This window comes from Kocuria sp. CH-021 (assembly GCF_049716185.1).
Taxonomy (GTDB): domain Bacteria; phylum Actinomycetota; class Actinomycetes; order Actinomycetales; family Micrococcaceae; genus Kocuria; species Kocuria cellulosilytica.
Genome location: NZ_JBNAFK010000003.1, coordinates 175932 through 194124 on the forward strand (window position 1 = coordinate 175932; position 18193 = coordinate 194124).

General features: G+C 74.3%; 20 protein-coding genes. 12 read left to right on the top strand and 8 right to left on the bottom strand.

The features are described from left to right. Positions 1-12 precede the first annotated feature (12 nt). On the top strand, positions 13-921 hold the full coding sequence (locus ACPYN7_RS03310; protein WP_368825064.1) for a LysR substrate-binding domain-containing protein: 909 nt from the start codon (positions 13-15) through the stop codon (positions 919-921). 23 nt (positions 922-944) lie between these two features. Here the strand turns inward: ACPYN7_RS03310 and idi are convergent, their stop codons facing one another. Beyond that, on the bottom strand, positions 945-1496 hold the full coding sequence (gene idi / locus ACPYN7_RS03315; RefSeq protein WP_058873893.1) for an isopentenyl-diphosphate Delta-isomerase: 552 nt from the start codon (positions 1494-1496) through the stop codon (positions 945-947). A 120-nt stretch (positions 1497-1616) separates the two neighbouring features. Between idi and ACPYN7_RS03320 the strand changes: the two genes are divergently transcribed. From ACPYN7_RS03320 to tgt, 5 genes are all read left to right on the top strand, one after another. Continuing rightward, complete coding sequence (locus ACPYN7_RS03320; RefSeq protein ID WP_424346684.1) at positions 1617-2558, top strand: pseudouridine synthase; 942 nt, start codon at positions 1617-1619, stop codon at positions 2556-2558. Continuing rightward, positions 2555-3808: a DUF418 domain-containing protein gene (locus ACPYN7_RS03325; protein ID WP_424346685.1), complete on the top strand. Its 1254-nt coding sequence runs from the start codon at positions 2555-2557 to the stop codon at positions 3806-3808. Before ACPYN7_RS03320 ends, ACPYN7_RS03325 begins: the two co-directional genes overlap by 4 nt. A 42-nt stretch (positions 3809-3850) precedes the next feature. Then, complete coding sequence (locus ACPYN7_RS03330) at positions 3851-5104, top strand: glycoside hydrolase family 76 protein (RefSeq protein ID WP_082697033.1); 1254 nt, start codon at positions 3851-3853, stop codon at positions 5102-5104. 97 nt (positions 5105-5201) lie between these two features. Continuing rightward, the gene (locus tag ACPYN7_RS03335) at positions 5202-5744 is read left to right on the top strand and encodes an NUDIX hydrolase family protein (protein WP_424346686.1); all 543 of its coding nucleotides are present in this window, start codon (positions 5202-5204) and stop codon (positions 5742-5744) included. 81 nt (positions 5745-5825) lie between these two features. Next, on the top strand, positions 5826-7118 hold the full coding sequence (gene tgt / locus ACPYN7_RS03340; protein WP_424346687.1) for a tRNA guanosine(34) transglycosylase Tgt: 1293 nt from the start codon (positions 5826-5828) through the stop codon (positions 7116-7118). On the opposite strand, the gene ACPYN7_RS03345 is transcribed toward tgt, so the two are convergent. The 3 genes from ACPYN7_RS03345 to ACPYN7_RS03355 all read right to left on the bottom strand — a co-directional run bounded on the left by ACPYN7_RS03345 (position 7100) and on the right by ACPYN7_RS03355 (position 8660). After that, positions 7100-7567 (bottom strand): universal stress protein, encoded by a 468-nt coding sequence (locus ACPYN7_RS03345; protein WP_424346688.1) that lies wholly within the window; start codon positions 7565-7567, stop codon positions 7100-7102. The two genes, tgt and ACPYN7_RS03345, sit on opposite strands and share 19 nt — an antisense overlap. A 127-nt stretch (positions 7568-7694) precedes the next feature. Continuing rightward, positions 7695-8168: a universal stress protein gene (locus ACPYN7_RS03350; RefSeq protein WP_058873887.1), complete on the bottom strand. Its 474-nt coding sequence runs from the start codon at positions 8166-8168 to the stop codon at positions 7695-7697. A gap of 66 nt (positions 8169-8234) precedes the next feature. Further along, complete coding sequence (locus tag ACPYN7_RS03355; RefSeq protein ID WP_231738330.1) at positions 8235-8660, bottom strand: Lrp/AsnC family transcriptional regulator; 426 nt, start codon at positions 8658-8660, stop codon at positions 8235-8237. 161 nt (positions 8661-8821) lie between these two features. Between ACPYN7_RS03355 and ACPYN7_RS03360 the strand changes: the two genes are divergently transcribed. Together ACPYN7_RS03360 and ACPYN7_RS03365 are read left to right on the top strand one after the other, a co-directional pair. Further along, positions 8822-9010 carry a hypothetical protein gene (locus ACPYN7_RS03360; protein WP_058873885.1) on the top strand — a complete coding sequence of 63 codons (189 nt, stop codon included), beginning with the start codon at positions 8822-8824 and terminating at the stop codon, positions 9008-9010. Between the two features lie 170 nt (positions 9011-9180). Next, positions 9181-10758, top strand: coding sequence for an alanine/glycine:cation symporter family protein (locus tag ACPYN7_RS03365; protein WP_424346689.1), 1578 nt, complete (start codon positions 9181-9183; stop codon positions 10756-10758). Between the two features lie 96 nt (positions 10759-10854). On the opposite strand, the gene ACPYN7_RS03370 is transcribed toward ACPYN7_RS03365, so the two are convergent. After that, on the bottom strand, positions 10855-11577 hold the full coding sequence (locus ACPYN7_RS03370; RefSeq protein ID WP_157571347.1) for a TVP38/TMEM64 family protein: 723 nt from the start codon (positions 11575-11577) through the stop codon (positions 10855-10857). A gap of 75 nt (positions 11578-11652) precedes the next feature. Between ACPYN7_RS03370 and ACPYN7_RS03375 the strand changes: the two genes are divergently transcribed. Next, complete coding sequence (locus ACPYN7_RS03375; RefSeq protein ID WP_058873882.1) at positions 11653-12462, top strand: MBL fold metallo-hydrolase; 810 nt, start codon at positions 11653-11655, stop codon at positions 12460-12462. Between the two features lie 168 nt (positions 12463-12630). Here the strand turns inward: ACPYN7_RS03375 and ACPYN7_RS03380 are convergent, their stop codons facing one another. After that, complete coding sequence (locus ACPYN7_RS03380; RefSeq protein WP_424346690.1) at positions 12631-13344, bottom strand: queuosine precursor transporter; 714 nt, start codon at positions 13342-13344, stop codon at positions 12631-12633. Between the two features lie 226 nt (positions 13345-13570). On the opposite strand from ACPYN7_RS03380, the gene ACPYN7_RS03385 reads away from it, so the two are divergent. Continuing rightward, positions 13571-14428 (top strand): hydroxymethylpyrimidine/phosphomethylpyrimidine kinase, encoded by an 858-nt coding sequence (locus tag ACPYN7_RS03385; RefSeq protein ID WP_058873880.1) that lies wholly within the window; start codon positions 13571-13573, stop codon positions 14426-14428. 218 nt (positions 14429-14646) lie between these two features. Continuing rightward, on the top strand, positions 14647-15315 hold the full coding sequence (locus ACPYN7_RS03390; RefSeq protein ID WP_058873879.1) for a TetR/AcrR family transcriptional regulator: 669 nt from the start codon (positions 14647-14649) through the stop codon (positions 15313-15315). Here the strand turns inward: ACPYN7_RS03390 and ACPYN7_RS03395 are convergent. Both ACPYN7_RS03395 and ACPYN7_RS03400 read right to left on the bottom strand, forming a co-directional pair. Further along, the gene (locus ACPYN7_RS03395) at positions 15299-15643 is read right to left on the bottom strand and encodes a type II toxin-antitoxin system VapB family antitoxin (RefSeq protein WP_058873878.1); all 345 of its coding nucleotides are present in this window, start codon (positions 15641-15643) and stop codon (positions 15299-15301) included. The two genes, ACPYN7_RS03390 and ACPYN7_RS03395, sit on opposite strands and share 17 nt — an antisense overlap. Before the next feature lie 169 nt (positions 15644-15812). Then, positions 15813-17186: a hypothetical protein gene (locus ACPYN7_RS03400; protein ID WP_424346691.1), complete on the bottom strand. Its 1374-nt coding sequence runs from the start codon at positions 17184-17186 to the stop codon at positions 15813-15815. 177 nt (positions 17187-17363) lie between these two features. On the opposite strand from ACPYN7_RS03400, the gene ACPYN7_RS03405 reads away from it, so the two are divergent. Continuing rightward, a complete protein-coding gene (locus ACPYN7_RS03405; protein ID WP_424346692.1) occupies positions 17364-18089 on the top strand; it encodes a hypothetical protein in 726 nt (241 codons plus the stop codon). The last annotated feature ends 104 nt before the right edge of the window (positions 18090-18193 follow it).

The following is an 18193-nucleotide window of genomic DNA, read 5'->3' on the forward strand; positions in this document are numbered from 1 at the left end:
GGAGGTGGCGCCGTGCTGGACGTGCGCAAGCTGCGGCTGCTCCGGGAACTCGCGCTGCGGGGCACCCTCGCGGAGGTCGCCACGGCCCTGAACTTCAGCCCCTCAGCGGTCTCCCAGCAGCTCTCCGCGCTGGAGAAGGAAGCCGGGGTGGCGCTGCTGTCCAAGGCCGGCCGGCGGGTCCAGCTCACCCCGCAGGCGGAGATCCTGGTGGCGCGCACCACCGAGCTGCTCGACGTCCTGGAGCGCACCGAGTCGGACCTGGCGGCGTCGCTGAGCACGGTCACCGGCACCGTGCGGGTCGCCGTGTTCCAGTCCGCGGCCCTGGCCCTGCTCCCCGAGGTGCTGGGCGCCATGCGCCGCGAGCACCCGGAGGTGCGGGTCGAGATGGTGCAGGCGGAGCCGGAGCGGGCGCTCTACGAGACGTGGACCCGGGAGTTCGACGTGGTCGTGGCCGAGCAGTACCCGAGCCACGCCGCCGCCCACCACCCCGACCTGGACCGGCGGCGGCTGATCACGGACGCCATCCGCCTGGCCGTTCCGCCCGGCCCCGAGCACGCGTCCGTCACGTCCCTGCGGGAGGCCCGCGAGCTGCCGTGGGTCATGGAGCCGCGCGGCGCCGCCTCCCGGCACTGGGGCGAGCAGCTGTGCCGGCGGGCGGGCTTCGAGCCCGACGTCCGGTTCTCGACGGCGGACCTGCAGGCGCAGACCCGGCTCGTGGAGTCCGGCAACGCCGTGGCGCTCATGCCGGACCTCATGTGGGCGGGCGGGGACTCGCCCTGCCGGCTGGTCGACCTGCCGACCGGGCCGCGGCGGACGGTGTTCACCTCGATCCGCGGCTCGAGCGCGCACCGCCCGGCGATCCTCGCGCTGCGGGCCGCCCTCGAGACGGTGGCCGCCGACCTGGCCGGGCGGATGGAGTGAGCCGGCGGCCGCGGGGCGGGCCGCTACGGGCGGGCGGGCGCCCGCTCCGTGAGCGCCCCGCGCAGCCGGTCGTCCGCGACCTGCTCGAGCAGCCAGGGGCTGAGCAGGAACGGCGCGGCCGCCGCGGCGGCGAACAGCTCCTCCGGGGCGATCCAGGCGACCTCCGCGACCTCCGCGGGCAGGGGCCGCGGCCGGCCGGTGGCCCGCGCCACGTAGACGGGGCAGAACTCGTTCTCCACGATCCCGGAGGCGTCCACCGCCCGGTAGCGGAAGTCGGGCAGCACCTCCCGCATCCCCGTCACCTCGAAGCCCAGCTCCTGGCCCGCCCGGCGGGCGATGGCCTCGACGAACCCCTCGCCCGGGCCCGGGTGGCCGCAGAAGCTGTTGGTCCACACCCCGGGCCAGGTCTTCTTGGCGAGCGCCCGGCGGGTCAGCAGCAGCCGTCCGGCGTCGTCGAGGACGTAGCACGAGACCGCGAGGTGCAGCGGGGTGTCCGTGGTGTGCACCCCGGCCTTGGGCGCGGTCCCGATGGGACGGTGCTCGTCGTCCAGGAGGACGACCTCTTCGGCTGCCATGGGCCTCGTTCCGGTCGGAGGGCGGTGACGTGCGCGTCCATTCTCGCAGGAACCGCGGGCCGGCGGAACGCGGGCCCGCGGAGTGGACAACGGGGCGCGGGCGGAGCACGATCGGGAACCATGCGACGACGTCGGCCCGCCCCCGCTCCCCTGCCGCTGCGGGACGGCGTGGACCCCGTCCGGGTCCGGCTGCCCGCCGGGGAGGCCGAGGCCCCCGGGACCGTCCGCGACCACCTGCTGAACCGGTTCCCCGCGTCCGCCCCGGAGCTCGAGGAGCTCTTCGCTTGCGGCGGGATCGTCGACGACGCCGGACGGCCGCTCTCCCCCGGCGCCCCCTTCCGCCCCGGCGCCTCGGTCTGGTACCACCGTGCCCTGCCCGAGGAGCCGGAGCTGCCCGGGGACCTGCCGGTGCTGTTCGAGGACGAGTGGCTGCTGGCGGTCGACAAGCCGCACGGGCTGCCCACCACACCGCGCGGCGGGTTCGTGGCGCAGAGCGCGCTCGTGAAGCTGCGCCGCTCCCGCGGCGAGGACCGGCTCTCCCCGCTGCACCGGCTCGACCGCGGCACCGCCGGGGTCCTGCTGCTCTCGCGGGACCCCGCCACCCGCGGCCGGTTCCAGAGCCTCTTCCAGGCGCGGGCGGTGGGCAAGGAGTACGAGGCCGTGGCCGAGCACCGGCCCGGCCTGGACCTGCCCCGCCTCGTCGAGTCCCGCATCGTCAAGGACCGCACGTCCCTGCAGGCGCGGGAGGTCCCGGGCCCCGTCAACGCGCGCACCGTGCTCGAGGCGGCCGGGCCGCCGTTCACGGACGCGGAGGGGACGTGGGCCCGCTACGCCGTCCGGCCCGAGACCGGGCGCACCCACCAGATCCGGGTGCACCTGGCCGGGCTGGGCGTGCCCGTCCGGCACGACCCCCTGTACCCGGAGGTGCGGCCGGCCGGCGCGGAGGACCCGGACCGCCCGCTGCAGCTGCTGGCCCGGCGGATCGCCCTCGTCCACCCCGTGACCGGCGTGCCGCTCGTGCTCGAGAGCCGGCGCGCCCTCATGACCGGCGACGCCGCGTGAGCGCTCCGCGCGCCCCCCGGGCGGCCGGGCGCGTCCCGGCCCCGGACGTGGCCCGGGGGCTCATGCTCTGGGTCATCGCGGTCGCCAACATCACCGTGTGGATCTGGGCGGCCGGGCCCACCGACGGCCCCCGGGACCGGACCCTGGGGACCGGCGCCGGCACCGCGGGGTGGACGGCGGACGACGTCGTCAACATGGCCATGTCGATGCTGGTGGACGGCCGCGGCTTCCCCCTGTTCTCGTTCCTGGTGGGCTACGGTGTGGGCCAGATCACCGCGCGGGAGGCGGCCCGCGGCACGCCCCTGCCCCTGGCGCGCCGGCTGCTGCTGCGCCGCTACGGGTGGCTGCTGCTCTTCGGGGCCCTGCACGCTTGCCTGCTCTTCCCCGGGGACATCATCACCGCCTACGCGTTCGGGGGGCTCTTCCTGGCCGTGCTGATCGCCGAGAGCACGCTCACCCTCGTGGTCCTCGCGGCCCTCGGCTCGGTCCTCATGGTCCTCTACGGCGCGGCGAGCTGGGCCGTGCGGTCGCCGGGCGCGCCGCCGTTCCCCAGCCTGGTGGCGGGCTCCGTCCCGGAGCGGCTGGCGCTCGGGCTCGCCGAAGGACTCGGGGTGGTGTCCTTCGCCCCGCTCCAGCTGCTGGGACTGCTGCCCATGCTGCTGCTCGGGCTGGCCCTGAGCCGGTACCGGGTGCTCGAGGAGCCCGGTCCCCGCCGCGGCCGGCTGCTCGCCGCCGCACTGGCCGGCATCGGCCTCGGGCTGCTCACGGGCGCCGGCACCGGGCTCCTGACCACGGACCGGCTCGAGCCCTCTGCCGTCGCGGGGTCCGTGCTCACCGGGGCGGACGCGGTGACAGGGGCCGCCCAGGGGATCGGCTACGCGCTCGTGGTGGCGCTGGTCTGCGACCGGGTGCTGCGCGGCGCCCCCGGCGCCGCGGCGGGACCCCTCAGGGCGCGGGAGCACCCCGCGCTGTGGTCGCTGCAGGCCCTGGGCCGCCGGTCGATGAGCGGCTACCTCGCGCAGTCCGTGCTGTTCACCGTGCTGCTGCCCCCGTTCGCGCTGGGCCTTGGCCGTTCCCTGACGCCCACCGCCGCGCTGCTGCTCGGCTCCGCCGTGTGGCTGGCCACGCTGCTCGGTGCGGCCGTGCTGGAGCGGCAGGGCCGGCCCGGACCGGCCGAGACCCTGCACCGGCGGCTCTTCCTCGGCCGGGCCCGGGACCGGGGCGTCCCGCCGCCCCCGGCGAGCGCCTAGGCTCGGTCGCAGCACTTCTCCCCCGCCGACACAGGAGCCCCCATGCCCACGACGACCGGCGCGAGCGCCGCGCACCGCACCGAGACCACCGAGCCCACCGGCGCCGCCGGACCTGCCGCCACGGCCGCGGAGCGGTCCGAGCAGGCGGACCGGGCGGCGCACTCGGTCCGGGAGCTGTTCGGCGGGCGGGCGCTGGGGGTGCCCGGCACGCTGCTCGGCGCCCCGGCGCACCCGCGTCCCACGTCCCTGAAGGCCCCGTGGCACTACTGGTGGCAGGCGCACCTGCTCGACGCGCTGGTGGACGCCGGGCTCCGGCACCTGGACGAGCCCGCGCGGGCGGGGAGGTTCCGCCGGGAGGGGCACCGGCTGCTGCGGGGCATCACCCTGCGCAGCGGCGGCCGGGTGACCCACAACTCCTACTACGACGACATGGCGTGGCTGCTGCTGGCCGTGGGCCGCCTCGCCGGACTGGACCGCGCCCTGACCGGCCGGCCGGACGTGGCGTGCCTCGACGCCGGCAGCGCCCTGCTCGCCAGGCTGGAGCAGGGCCACACCGGGGACCTCGGCGGCGGGGTCTTCTGGAACACCCGCCACGACGTCAAGAACACGGCGTCCTCCGCGCCCACGGCCCTGGCCTTCGTGCGCACGCACCGCACGGAGGAGGCCCGTGCGGTGCTCGGCTGGCTGCGGGGCACCCTGTGGAACCCCGAGCGGAAGGTCTTCCACGACGGCCTGCGCCTGGTCGCCGCCGGATCCGGGGCGGAGGTGACCCGCCTGGACGAGAGACTGTTCAGCTACAACTCCGGGCCCGTGCTCGGCGCGCTGCTCGAGCTCGCGGACGCCCCGGGCACGGCCGGGCCGGACCGGGCGGACCTGCTGGGCGCGGCCGCCGACGTGGTGGCGGGCGCCGCGGCGGAGTACGGCCGGGAGCTGGACGGGCACCCCGTCCTGCGCACCCACGGGGGTGGGGACGCCGGCCTGTTCAGCGGGATCCTGGCCCGCTACCTCGCCGACGCCGCCCTGCACCCGGGCCTGCCCGCCGCGGTCCGCGGCACCGCGGCGGAGCTGGTGACGGGCACCGCCGACGCCCTGTGGGCGGGACGGCGGGAGTTCGACCCGGCGGTCGACTTCAGCGCGCCGGACAGCACGGCCGCCGGCGAGACGGTCGCGATCTTCTCCCCGGACCCGGCGCGGCACGCCGACGAGTCGCAGCGCCCCGGCGTGCCGGTCGAGCTGTCCACCCAGGTGCAGGCGTGGACGGTCCTGGAGGCCGCCGCCCGGCTGACCCGCCCGTGACCGCGGCGGGAGCTCCCGGCTCCGCTGTGCGCTGAACCGGCCCTCCGGGGCGGCGGGGGCCGTGGCCCCGCCCGGGGTCTTGGGATAGAACAGCAGTATGAGTTTCCTCCGCACCCCCGATCCGCATCCCGGTTGGCTCAACGAGGACGATCTGCAGGAGGCCCGCCGCCGCCTGCCGATGGTGTACGTGCAGGCCCTGCCGGTCCGGCTCGACCCGCTGGGCTACCTCTCCGAGATCGGGCTGCTGCTGCAGGCCACCCCCCAGGGCGAGATGATGTACACGCTCGTCTCCGGGCGGGTGCTGTACCGGGAGACCATCCGGGCGGCGCTCCTGCGCCACCTGGAGAAGGACCTGGGCGCCATGGCCTTCCCGCAGCTGCCGGTGTCCACCACGCCGTTCGCCGTGGCCGAGTTCTTCCCCTCCCCGTCCGAGACCGGCCTGACCGACGACCGCCAGCACGCCGTGGCGCTGAGCTACATCGTGCCGGTGCGCGGCGAGTGCAGCCCGCGCCAGGACGCCCTGCAGCTGTCCTGGATGAGCCCCGAGGAGGCGCTCAGCCCGGAGGTCCAGGCCGAGTTCGCGGGCGGACGCGGGGACCTGGTGCGCCAGGCCGTGGCCCACGCCGGCTGGGGCCGCTGAGCGGTCCCGCCCGCGCACGGGGCCCTGGGCCCCGGCCCGGACCGCGCTCCACGGCCCCGGCCGGTGCCGCACAATGGACGGGTGCCCGCACCTGAGAAGACCCTTCCGCCCAGCGCCGCCCGCGCCGCCTTCGGCTTCGAGCCGGAGCACCGCCTGGCCGACACCGCCCCGGCCCCCCGGGGACGCGCCGGGGGCGGCGGCCCGTTCCTGGGCCGCACCGGGACCATCACCACGCCGCACGGGACGATCCGGACCCCCGCCTTCGTCCCCGTCGGCACCGCCGCCACCGTCAAGGCGGTGCTGCCCGAGTCCATGGCGGAGCTCGGCGCGCAGGCCCTGCTCGCCAACGCCTACCACCTCTATCTCCAGCCCGGCGCGGACGTCCTGGACGCCGCCGGCGGGCTCGGGTCGTTCATGAACTGGTCCGGCCCCACCTTCACGGACTCCGGGGGCTTCCAGGTCATGTCCCTGGGGTCGGGGTTCCGGAAGGTCATCGACATGTCCACGGCCGCGACGGCGGGGGACGACGACGTCGCGACCGGCAAGGAGCGCCTGGCGCGGGTCGACGACGACGGGGTCACGTTCAGGTCCCACATCAACGGGGACGTCCACCGGTTCACCCCGGAGATCTCGATGCAGGTGCAGCACCGGCTCGGCGCGGACGTCATGTTCGCGTTCGACGAGCTGACCACGCTGCACAACTCCCGCGGCTACCAGGAGTCGTCCCTCGAGCGGACCCGCCGGTGGGCGCAGCGGTGCGTGACCGAGCACGTGCGGCTCACCGAGGAGCGCGCCGACAGGCCGTACCAGGCACTGTTCGGCGTGATCCAGGGCGCCCAGTACGAGGACCTGCGCCGGAAGGCGTGCCGGGACCTCGGGGCGATGGACTTCGACGGCTTCGGGATCGGCGGGGCCCTCGAGAAGGAGAACCTCGGCACGATCGTGCGCTGGTGCAGCGAGGAGCTGCCCGAGGACCGGCCCCGGCACCTGCTGGGCATCTCGGAGCCGGACGACATCTTCACGGCCCTCGAGAACGGCGTGGACACCTTCGACTGCGTCTCCCCCACCCGGGTGGCCCGCTCGGGCACCGTGTACGCCCCGGACGGCCGCTTCACCGTCAGCAACGCCCGCTTCCGCACGGACCTCGCCCCGATCGACGCCGGCTGCGACTGCTACACGTGCACGCACTACACCCGGGCGTACCTGCACCACCTGTTCAAGGCGAAGGAACGGCTGTCCGCCACGCTCACGTCGATCCACAACGAGCGGTTCGTCGTGCGCATGGTGGACGGGGCCCGCGAGGCCATGGCCGACGGGACCTGGGTCGAGTACCGGGACGAGGTCCTGGGCCGCTACTACGCGGGCCGGTCCTGAGCCCCCCGCCCGGCGTCGGGGTCCTCGTGGATCACGAGCACCGGGCACGAGGCGTGGGTGACGCACGCGGCGCTGACCGAGCCGAGCAGCATCCCACGGAAGCCGCCGTGGCCCCGGCGCCCCACGACCAGCATCGTGGCGTCCTCGCTCTCGTGCACCAGGACCTTGGCCGGGTGGCCGAAGACCACGGAGGTGCTGAGCCCGGCCGGCACGTCGTCCCCGAACGCCTCGTGGACCGCCTTGTCGACCCGCTTCCGGGTGATCTCGTCGAAGTTGTCGCTGCCCAGCGGGACGTACCCGGCGTACTCGGGCGGGTACTCCCACGCCCCGACCGCCTTGACGCCCGCGCCGAGGGCGTCCGCGGTCCGCGCCGCCCAGCGCAGTGCCTCCACCGACTGGGGGGAGCCGTCGACCCCGACGACGATCGCTGCTGCGGTTCCGTTGCTCATGCCCGATCCTTTGCTCGTGTGATCACCCTGACGTGATCAGTATCACAGAGCGCGGGGCGCCGTGCGCGCCGCGGCCGGCGCACGTCGCGGTGACGGGCACCGGCCGCCCCGGGGGCCGCCGGCGCCCTCAGCCGGCGCTCGCGGCCGCCCCGGCGTGCTCGGCCTCGACCGACTCCTCGGGGAGGACGAGGACCGGGCAGGGGGCGTGGGCGACACAGGCCGAGCTCGTGGAACCCATCAGCAGCCCCTTGAAGCCGCCGTGCCCCCGGCGCCCGACCACGAGCAGCGTGGCCCCCTCGCTGTGCTGCATCAGCACCTTGGAGGGGTGGCCGAACTCCACCACGGTGCGCAGCCCGGCCGGGACGTCGTCCCCGAAGGCCTCGTGGACCGCCCGGTCCACCCGCTTCCGGGCCAGTTCGTCGAAGTGGTCGTCCTTGAAGTGCACGAAGTTCACGTACTCGGGCGGGTTCTCCCACGCCCCCACGACCGTGAGGGTCGCGCCGTAGGCCGGCGCGAGGCGCGCGGCCCAGCGCAGCGCCGCCACGGACTGGGGAGACCCGTCGACTCCCACCACGATCACTCCATCCGACTGCTGATCCATGTCCCGTCCTCGCTGTCCTGACGCCGATGATGTGTGCCCAGTATCACAGAGCCCGCGGCGACGCGCTCACAGGTGCGAGAGGATGACCGAGCTCCTCGTGTGGTTGACGCCCTTCCACTCCCTGATCCGGACCATGACGTCCTCGAGGTGGGTGGTGTTCTCCGCGCGGATCAGGAAGATGCCGTCCGCCTCGCCGGTGACCGTGTACGCGGCGGTCACCTCGGCGATCTCCGCGGCCATCGTGCGCATCATCGACGGCGACAGGCCGCCGTCGCAGTGCAGCTCCACGAAGGCCTGGATGTGCCACCCCAGCACGAGGGGGTCGACCTCCGCGGTGAAGCGCTTGATGGCACCCGTCTGCTGCAGCACGTCCACCCGGCGCTTCACCGCGGGGGCCGACAGACCGACCTTCTGGCCGATGGCCGCATAGCTCTCCCGGCTGTCCTGGACCAGTGACGCAATGATCTGCCGGTCAATATCGTCAAGACGCAACAATTCGCTCCTCCCGTGAGCACAATCACATTGAATGATTCACTATCGGCCCGTTAGACTTTAGATGTCAACCGAGGAACAGCCCCTCGCCGGCACGTCCGGCGACCCAGCCTCGGACCCACGGATCTTCTCGCCCCGCGCACAGAAAGCTCGATGTTCCCATGGCTCTGCTCTTCGTCTTCGGTCTCCCCGCCCTCCTGTTCACCGCCATCGGACGGGCCGCAGCCCCCGCCGGCATCCGCGCCGAGGGCGCCCTGCGCCGCGCCGGCAGCGACCTCGCCCGCGGCCTCCGCGTGTGCGCCATGACCTCCCCGCAGTACCTGACCGGTGGGTCGCACGCCGGTCGCTGACCCCGGCGCTCCGGCGCCGACGACGACACCGGAGCAGCACCCCCGGCGGCCCGGCCTCTCGCGAGAGGCCGGGCCGCCGCGTGTTAACTTCTTGTTGCCATGACAAGATCGCACTTCGGACGACAGGCGTGTCTGTTGCCAACGGCCCTCCGGCAGGGTGTAGTGGTGAGATGCAGATCACACAAGCGGCACCCAAGGCGACCGTGGCCGAGGACGTCGAATGGCTGGCGGCCATCGACAACGCCATCAACTCGGCGTTCGCCCCCATCACCGAGGTCTTCTCGACCATCGTCTTCGTCCCGATCACCGTCGCGGGCGTCAGCTTCCCGTTCGTCGTGGCCTGGCTCATCGCGGCCGGCGTGATCTTCACCGTCTACTTCGGCTTCATCCAGTTCCGCGGCCTCAAGGTCTCCTGGGACGTGGTCCGGGGCAAGTTCTCGTCCAAGGACGACCCCGGTGAGGTCCCCCACTTCCAGGCCCTGACCTCCGCGCTGTCCGGCACCGTGGGGCTGGGCAACATCGCCGGTGTCGGCGCGGCGATGGCCCTCGGCGGGCCGGGCGCCACCTTCTGGATGATCTGCGCCGGCCTGCTCGGCATGGCCACGAAGTTCGCGGAGTGCACGCTCGGCGTGAAGTACCGCGAGGTCCACGAGGACGGCACCGTCAGCGGCGGGCCCTTCCGGTACCTGCTCGTCGCCTACGGCAAGTTCGGCAGCGTCGTCGCCAAGATCTTCACCGGCATCTTCGCCGTCGCGATCCTCCTGTTCGGCGCGGCCGGCGGCAACATGTTCCAGGCCAACCAGACGTTCGCCCAGGCGCGCAACGTGACGGGCGGCCCCGACGGCTTCCTCGGCAGCGCCGGGGCGGCCCTCATCTTCGGGCTGATCCTCGCGGGCTGCGTGGGCCTGGTCATCATCGGCGGCATCAAGTCCATCGGCGCCACCACCAGCCGGCTGGTGCCGGCCATGGCCGCCGTCTACGTCACCGCGTGCCTGGTCGTCATCTTCGTCAACATCGGTCAGGTGCCTGCGGCGTTCGCCGCCATCATCGACGGCGCGTTCTCCCCGGAGGGCATGGCCGGCGGCGTCCTGGGCGTCATGATCGTGGGCTTCCAGCGCGCGGCGTTCTCCAACGAGGCGGGCCTCGGCTCCGCCCCGATCGCCCACTCGGCCGTCAAGACCCGCCGCCCCGTCAGCGAGGGGTTCGTGGCGATGTTCGAGCCCTTCGTGGACACCGTGATCATCTGCACCATGACCGCCCTCGCCATCGTCATCGCCAGCGCCCCCAGCCTGCAGGCCGGCATCGACCAGGTGCAGGCCGGTGGGGGCGCCCCCGACGGCGTCATCCTCACCTCGGACGCCTTCGCCACGGTCATCCCCTGGTTCCCGATCATCCTGGCGATCGCGGTGATCCTGTTCGCCTTCTCCACCCTGATCACCTGGTTCTACTACGGCCTCAAGGCGTGGGAGTTCCTGTTCGGGCGCAGCCGGCTCAGCGACAACATCTTCCGCGGCATCTACCTGTTCTTCACCGTGGCCGGCACCGTCCTGACCTTCAGCGAGGTCATCGCCTTCGCCGACGCGGCGCTGTTCGTCTGCGGATTCGTCAACCTGCTCGGCGTCTACCTGCTGCTGCCCGTCATCAAGAAGGAGATGAAGGAGTACCTCGCCGACCGCAAGAGCGGCACGCTGCACCTCCTCGGCAACGAGCCGTCGGACGGGTCCACCGCGGTCCGCCACGACGCCTGACCCTCGGCGCGTCCGCACGGCCGCACCGCACGGCCGACGCCCGGTACTCGTTCCGAGGGCCGGGCGTCGCCGTGCCCGGGGCCCGACCGGCTGCGCCTACTCGGTGCTCCCGGCGCCGTCGGCACCGGGCGCGCGCCGGGACTCGTGCCGGGACCTCCGCCAGGCGAGCACGCCCACGACCACCACGACCGCCCACGAGGCCGCGACCACCGCCAGGGCCGGCCACGACGGCCGGGACGTGAACGCCCCCACCGCGGCGAAGCTCACCTGGCCCGGCATCCCGCCCAGCAGGGTGGCCCCGAGGTAGTCGCGCTGCGGGATGCGCACGAGCCCCGCCCCGTAGCTGAGGGTCCAGTTGGGCACGACCGGCCGGAGCACGAGCACCGTGAGGAAGCCCTTCCCGACGAGCTTGCGCTCCACCGCCTCGACGCGGCTGCCCGCGAGCCGGTACAGGGCGTCGCGGCCGAGAAACCGGGCGAGCCAGTACCCCAGCCAGGCCCCGGCGGTGGTGGCGACGACCCCGACCACGCTGCCCTGGGCCATGCCGAAGAGGAACCCCCCGGAGACGGCCATGATCGTCACCGGGATCGGTGTGGCCGCCACCAGGACGAACACCCCCGCGAAGACGAGGGGGCCCCAGGCGCCGAATTCCTCGACGAAGGCCCGCACCTGCTCCACGGTCGGCAGCTCGTGGCCGATGAGGTACCAGACGGCCACGCCCAGCAGCACCAGGAGCGCCCCGCCCTTGAGCGCGGTGACCCACGCCGGCCGCGTGCCGGGCTCGCGGGCCCCCGGCTCCGGCGCAGGTTCGGTGCTCACGTGCGCCACTGTACCGACCGCCGGCGCCGGGGACCGGTGTGCCGGTCCCCCGCCGGGCTCGGATAGTCTGCCCGCATGACCCAGGACGCCGCGACCCGCACCACTGCACTGACCCGGCGGCTGACCGCGCCCAACCCGGGGCCCATGACCCTGGACGGCACCAACTCGTGGCTGATCGGGGCGCCGGGGCAGCAGGACGTCGTCGTCGTGGACCCGGGTCCGGCCGACCGCGGCCACCTCGCCGCCCTGGCCGCGGCGGGGCGGACCGTGCTGACGCTGGTCACGCACCGCCACGCCGACCACACCGAGGCCGTCGACGACTTCCACGCGCTCACCGGCGCGCCCGTGCGCGCCTTCCTGCCGGAGTTCTGCCGCGACGCCGCCCCGCTGGCGGACCGCGAGACGATCGAGGCCGCCGGGTGCCGGATCCGGGTGCTGCACACCCCCGGGCACACCTCCGACTCCGTGAGCTTCCACCTGCCCGACGACACGCCGGCCCCGGGCGGGGACGCCGTGGCCGCGGCGCGCGCCACGGGCTCGGTGCTCACCGGAGACACGGTCCTGGGCCGGGGGACCACGATGCTCGACCACCCGGACGGGAGCCTGGGCGACTACCTGCGCTCGCTGCAGCGCCTGGCGGTGCTGGGCGACGCCCTGGTGCTGCCGGCGCACGCGGACGTGCGGGAGGACGTCGAGTCGGTGTGCGAGGAGCTCCTCGAGCACCGCATGGAGCGTCTCGCCGAAGTCCGGGAAGCCCTGCGGAGCCTGGGCCGCGCGGCGACCCTCGAGGCCATCACGGCCCGGATCTACGCCGACGTCCCGGCGCACGTGCTGCCCGCCGCCCGCAGCTCGGTGGGCGCGCAGCTGGCCTACCTCGGCTTCTGAGCCCTGTCCGCGGACCCGGGCGGGCTCGCAGCCCCTTCGGCGGCCGGGAGGGGCCGAAGCCTTTCGGTGCCCGGGCGGGGCCGCAGCCCCTCGGCGCCCAGGCGAGGCTGTAGCCCCTCGGCACCCGGGCCGGGGCCGCCTCCCCGGCGCCGGACCCGGCCCGGCTCGTCAGCGCAGGGGCGCGAGGGCCTCCCCCGCGACGCCGGCCTCGCCGTAGGTCGGCTCCCGGCGCTTGAGCCAGCCGATCACGGCGTAGGTCACCGGCATGACGAGCACCTCGACCAGGACCTTGTACACGTAGCCCACCACCACGTAGTTGAGGAAGTCCCCCGCCGTGGTGATGCCGATGACCGGGGCCGCCACGGTGCAGAAGACCACGGTGTCCACGAGCTCGCCCACCAGGGTCGAGCCGATGAGCCGCGCCCACAGGTGCTTCTCCCGGGTGCGGGCCTTGATCCGGACCATCACGAAGGCGTTGAGCAGCTGCCCCGCGAGGTAGCCCAGCAGGGATCCCGCCACGATGAGCGGGACCGGGCCGAGGACGGCCTCGAAGGCGGCCTGGCCGTCGTAGAACTCCGCCGGCGGCAGGGCGATGACGAGCCAGAACACGACCGAGGAGAACAGCCCCGCGGCGAACGAGGTGACGATGGCCCGGCGGGCGGAGCGGAAGCCGTAGACCTCCGCCACGACGTCGCCGAGGACGTAGGCGAGGGGGAAGAGGAAGAACCCCCCGTCGGTGATGACGGGGCCGAAGGCGACCCCCTTGGTCGCGGCGACGTTGGAGAGCACCAGGACCACGCAGTACGCCGCCACGACGAGGTCGAAGTGCGTGCGGGGGCGGCGGGCGAACCCGGCGGGGGCCGGGCCGGAGGAGGAGGACACGGTCGGTCACCAATCTGTATTGACGCGGCGCCGGCCCGCGCGGGCGGACGCCGTGGTTCGATCTGTGCGGTGTGCTGGACGGACGCGGGGCCCCGCCTGCCACCCGGGAGCCCCTTCCCCGCCGCCGCGGGCCCCGGGCGGGGACCCGCGGACCGGCCGGAGACCGTCCGACAGTCTAGCCCCGGCGGTTGGCCCCGGCCCCGGACGGGGGCGCACAATGGCTCCCATGACCGACACCAGCACCGTTCCCACGCCCGCCGCCGCGGACCGCGCCGCCCAGCCGCCCGTGGCCCTGACGATCGCCGGCTCCGAGGCCACCGGTGGCGCCGGCGCCCAGGCCGACCTCAAGACCTTCCAGGAGCTCGGGGTCTTCGGCTCCCTCGCCCTCACCTGCATCGTCTCCTTCGACCCGGCCGAGGACTGGGGGCACCGCCTGTTCCCCGTGCCGCAGGACGTGCTGCGCGAGCAGCTCGAGGCGATCACGGCCGCCCACGAGCTCGACGCCGTCAAGATCGGCATGCTGGGCAGCCCCGAGACCATCGCCACCACGGCCGAGGTCCTCACCGCACTGGCGCCGCGGCACCTGGTCCTCGACCCGGTGCTCATCTGCAAGGGCCAGGAGCCGGGCGCGGCCCTGGACACGGACGAGGCGCTGAAGGCGAAGGTCCTGCCGCTGGCCACGTTCGTGACCCCGAACCACTTCGAGTCCCTCTCCCTGTCCGGCATGGACGAGATCAGCACCGTCGAGCACCTCGTGGAGGCCGCGCGGCGGATCCACGAGACGTCCGGTGCCGTGGTCCTCGCCAAGGGCGGGGTCCGACTCGCCGGCCCCGACGCCGTCGACGTCTTCTACGACGGGACCACCCTCGAGGTGCTCTCGGAGCCCAAGGTCGGCGAGGTCCCCGTGGCCGGGGCGGGCTGCACGCTCGCGGCCGCGGTCGCCGCGGAGCTGGCGAAGGGGGCCGAGCCCCTCGACGCGGCCCGCGCCGCGAAGGCCTTCGTCTCCGCGGGCATCCGGCGCCGGCTCAGCTCGCGCGCCCCGTTCGACTCCCTCTGGCAGGGCGGCTCGGCCGCCGAGCGGTGAGCGGGTGAGGGCCCGGACGCCCGCCGGCCGGTCCGGCGGGCGTCCGGCCCGCGAGGCCGTGGAGCACAGTCCTGCTGAGGGTTTCCTGGACGTTTCCCCAGATCTTCTGCGCGGAGGAGCCGAATTCCCGGAAACGGTGGTGTCATAGTCAGACATACCGTCACCAACGCTCAGCACAGTGTGCATAATTTGGTGACACGCACAGATAAGGTGTCATCATGCCTCGTATTTCTGCGGCCACCAATGCCGCGCAGCGGGAGAACACCAAACGAGCGATCCTCGACTCCTTCGGCCAGCTGCTCTACCAGCAGGGCCTCACCGGACTGACCATGACGCACGTGGCCAAGAACGCCGGCGTGGGCCGCACCGCGGTCTACAACTACTTCGCGGACATGGGCGAGCTGCTCGTGGCCTACGCCCTGGACGAGACCGAGCGGTTCATGACCGATCTGCGCCGCGACCTCGAGGGCGTCGCCAACCCGGTCGACCGGCTCGCCGTCTACATCCGTGCCCAGATCGAGGACCTCACGAGGCGCCACCTGCCCCCGGGTCCCACCATGCGCACCGTCCTCTCCCCGGAGGACTACCAGAAGCTGGGCGAGCACGTGGGCGAGCTGCAGGGCCTGCTCGCCGCGATCCTGCGGGACGCGATCGGCCAGTCCTACCTGCCGCAGGGCGACATCTCGGAGCTCGCCGCCCTGGTCCACGGCTCTCTGACCGCCGCGGCGGACCGCGGGCAGAACTCCGACCAGGACCGCGCGGCGCGGGAGCAGCACATCCGCTCCACCGTCCGCTTCATCCAGCAGGGCCTGGGGGCGCAGTTCGACGCCGAGGGCCACCCCGTGCCGCTCGCCCCCGAACGGCCTCCGCTCAGCGCCGCGTCCTGACCGCGCCCCGCTCCGCACGCGCACCCGGTGCGGGGCCGAGCTCCAGCACGCGCGCGTGCATCACCGTGCGGTGGTGCAGCGCGGTGCGCAGCGCCCGGTGCAGCCCGTCCTCCAGGTAGAGGTGGCCGTCCCACCGCACCACGTGCGGGAAGAGGTCGCCGTAGAACGTGGAGTCCGCGTCCAGCAGGCTGGCCAGGTCGAGGGTGGTCTTCGTGGTGATCAGCTGGTCCAGGCGGACCCGGCGCGGCGGGACGCCGGACCAGTCCGTCGGCGTGACCAGACCGTGGTCCGGGTACGGACGCGAGTCGCCCACGGACTTGAAGATCATGCGTTCATCCTAGGGGCGGGCCCCGCGGCGCACGGGGAGCCACTGCCCGGCGCGCTGCCGGTGGCCAGTGCACCCTCGCCCCCGGCGGCGCACGGGCCGCCGGGGGCGCTGCCGGTTCCGGCGAGGGGTCCGCAGGGACCGCCGGCGCCCCCGGGGGCCGGCTCCGGCGTCAGCTCCGGGTCACGGTGACGGCCCGGGTGGTGGCGTTCCACTCGATCCGGCCGCCGGTGTAGTTCTGGGCCATGCCGCTCGAGGTGCTGAACTCGTCGGTGGTCGGGTAGCCCAGGCCCCGCTCGTGGCCCAGGGCCGCCCACTTCCGCCCGATGGCCCCGTACTCCTTGATCGCGTTCGAGCCGGTGCGCGAGGACCACATGATCTTGGTCCGCTTCCCGGACGCGTCGAAGACCTGGTAGGCACCGCCGTCGGCGGTCCGCTTCTCGTTGGTCCGCGGCGGACCGTAGCTGCCCGCGTAGCCGTCGGCCGCGAACTTCCGGCCGATCGACCCGCCGTAGTCGACCATCCGGGTCCCGGTGGCCTTGGACCAGTAGAGGGCCTTGTCCCGGCCGTCGGCACCCGCGAAGCGCTGGTAGACGGAGCCGTGCCCGGAGGCGTACTCCGCGCTGACCGGCGTGGCCCACGCGGTGCCGCCCAGCGCCGCCCACGTGCGCCCGATCGCGCCGGTGAGCTGGTAGCCGTTGACGACGTCGTTGCCGGTGGGCGAGACGGTCCCGGGCGCCGGGGCCGCGCCGGTGCCGGCGTAGAGACGGTCGACGTCGTCACCGACCAGGTCGGCCAGGTCGTAGTTGGTGTGGTGCAGCCCGGCCATCACCACGCGGTCGGCCTTCGCGAAGCCGGCGTTCCGGTAGGCGGCCGCACCCTTGCCGGCCGCGTCCAGCGCGGACCAGTTGGACGGCTGGGTGGCGCCGTAGCTGTCGAGGGAGCCGACGTACCAGGTCGGGTCCGTGGCCCGGAGCGCGGCGTCGGGGGTGCTCTCGAGCCGGCCGTTGTAGACGCCGCCGCCGCCGATCAGCGTCGACCCGCCGCCCCGGATCCAGCCGGCGCGGTCGGAGAGCACCTCGGTGGAGATGAACTCCGCGCCGCCGGAGTACCCGGCCAGGTGGATGCGGGTCGTGTCGACACGCTGCTCGGAGACGACCCTGGCCGCCAGGGCGCGGAACCAGTCACCGACCGCCTCGCTGTTCGAGGTCCAGGACCGGTTGGCGGGGGCGACCGGCACCACGAGGATCATGTTCTTGGCAGCGGCCCGGGCGGCCATGGTCCTGAGCATCGAGGCGGTGGGGCGCTGGGCGTAGTACTGCCCGTCGCCGTCGAAGTAGAAGACCACGCCGACGGCCTCGGACCGGTCGACGCCGGCGTCGTAGAGGTGGTACTGCGAGGAGACGCCGGCGGCGGTGTGGACCGTGTTGGTCGTCGAGGCGTGGGCCGGGGCGGTCGCCCCGACCATCGTGCCGGCGAGCATCGCGCCGGCCAGGAGAGCGGCGGGCAGGGCGGTCGAGGGCATGGGGAACGAAGGCAGCTTCAAGGAGGACCTCTTGGGGGGATAGAGGACGGGGGAGAGCAGCCGGGGGGCAGCTGCGGGTGCGGCGGAACAGCCCGTTCCGTCACATCAGCAGGATATTGCATTAGCGAACGCGGGTGGTGGAGCGACGCAACGTTACGATGTGGTCCTGATCCGTCGTCACCCCCCGGAGAGACCCCCATGACCCTTCGCCCCCTGGCGCTGGCCGCCCTCCTGATCCTCGCCCCCGCACCGGGGGCGGCCCACGCCGCCGAGACCCCGCAGCCTCCTCCGCCGGCCGCCGGCTCCCCCGCCGAGGAGCCCCTGCCCGAGCCTGCGCCGGACGGGGGACCGGCCGGCGCGGCCGACCCCCTGCCGGACCCCGGCCCGGCCGAGCCCCCCGCCTCCGCACCCGAGGGCACTGCGGCGCCCGACGCCGGCGGCACACCGGCGGACGACCGCCCCTCCCCCGGCACCGAGGGGTCCGAGCCTCCGGAGGACGGCGCGGACCGCGCCGGGAAGGGTCCGGCCGGCCAGGACCGCACCGGGGAGCTCGGCGCCGAGGAGGTCCCGGCGGAGGCGGGCGCCGGGACCCCGGCGGACCGGAGCGCGCACGCGGCGGAGCCCCCCGCCATGGAGCAGGCCTCCCTCGTCGGACCCGGTGCCGCCGCGGTCCACCGTCCCGGCTCCGGAGCCCTGCTCCAGCACGCCCCCGGAGCCCGAGGGCAGCTGCTGCCCGGACAGCAGCAGGTGAGCCCCGGGACGCTCACGCGCATCTCGCTGGGGACCGTGACCCGGGTCCCCGCCCAGGACGCGTCCGCGGGCTCCGCCGCCACCGGGTGGGTCGTGGGGCTCTCGGCGGCCGGCGTCGCGGCGATCGCCGCCGCCCTGGTCCGCCGATCCCGGGGACGCCGCGCCCGCTCCTGAGGGCCCGCCGGGGCGCACGTCCCGAGGGCGCACGTCCCGAGGGCGCACGTCCCGAGGGCGCACGTCCCGAGGGCGCACGTCCCGAGGGCGCACGTCCCGAGGGC

Excerpts from the sequence above, each read along its gene's own strand:
- idi (WP_058873893.1), bottom strand. The coding sequence starts at position 1,496 with ATGGCAGCCGAAGAGGTCGTCCTCCTGGACGACGAGCACCGTCCCATC.
- ACPYN7_RS03320 (WP_424346684.1), top strand. The coding sequence starts at position 1,617 with ATGCGACGACGTCGGCCCGCCCCCGCTCCCCTGCCGCTGCGGGACGGC.
- ACPYN7_RS03330 (WP_082697033.1), top strand. The coding sequence starts at position 3,851 with ATGCCCACGACGACCGGCGCGAGCGCCGCGCACCGCACCGAGACCACC.
- ACPYN7_RS03335 (WP_424346686.1), top strand. The coding sequence starts at position 5,202 with ATGAGTTTCCTCCGCACCCCCGATCCGCATCCCGGTTGGCTCAACGAG.
- ACPYN7_RS03345 (WP_424346688.1), bottom strand. The coding sequence starts at position 7,567 with ATGAGCAACGGAACCGCAGCAGCGATCGTCGTCGGGGTCGACGGCTCC.
- ACPYN7_RS03350 (WP_058873887.1), bottom strand. The coding sequence starts at position 8,168 with ATGGATCAGCAGTCGGATGGAGTGATCGTGGTGGGAGTCGACGGGTCT.
- ACPYN7_RS03360 (WP_058873885.1), top strand. The coding sequence starts at position 8,822 with ATGGCTCTGCTCTTCGTCTTCGGTCTCCCCGCCCTCCTGTTCACCGCC.
- ACPYN7_RS03365 (WP_424346689.1), top strand. The coding sequence starts at position 9,181 with ATGCAGATCACACAAGCGGCACCCAAGGCGACCGTGGCCGAGGACGTC.
- ACPYN7_RS03375 (WP_058873882.1), top strand. The coding sequence starts at position 11,653 with ATGACCCAGGACGCCGCGACCCGCACCACTGCACTGACCCGGCGGCTG.
- ACPYN7_RS03385 (WP_058873880.1), top strand. The coding sequence starts at position 13,571 with ATGACCGACACCAGCACCGTTCCCACGCCCGCCGCCGCGGACCGCGCC.
- ACPYN7_RS03390 (WP_058873879.1), top strand. The coding sequence starts at position 14,647 with ATGCCTCGTATTTCTGCGGCCACCAATGCCGCGCAGCGGGAGAACACC.
- ACPYN7_RS03395 (WP_058873878.1), bottom strand. The coding sequence starts at position 15,643 with ATGATCTTCAAGTCCGTGGGCGACTCGCGTCCGTACCCGGACCACGGT.
- ACPYN7_RS03405 (WP_424346692.1), top strand. The coding sequence starts at position 17,364 with ATGACCCTTCGCCCCCTGGCGCTGGCCGCCCTCCTGATCCTCGCCCCC.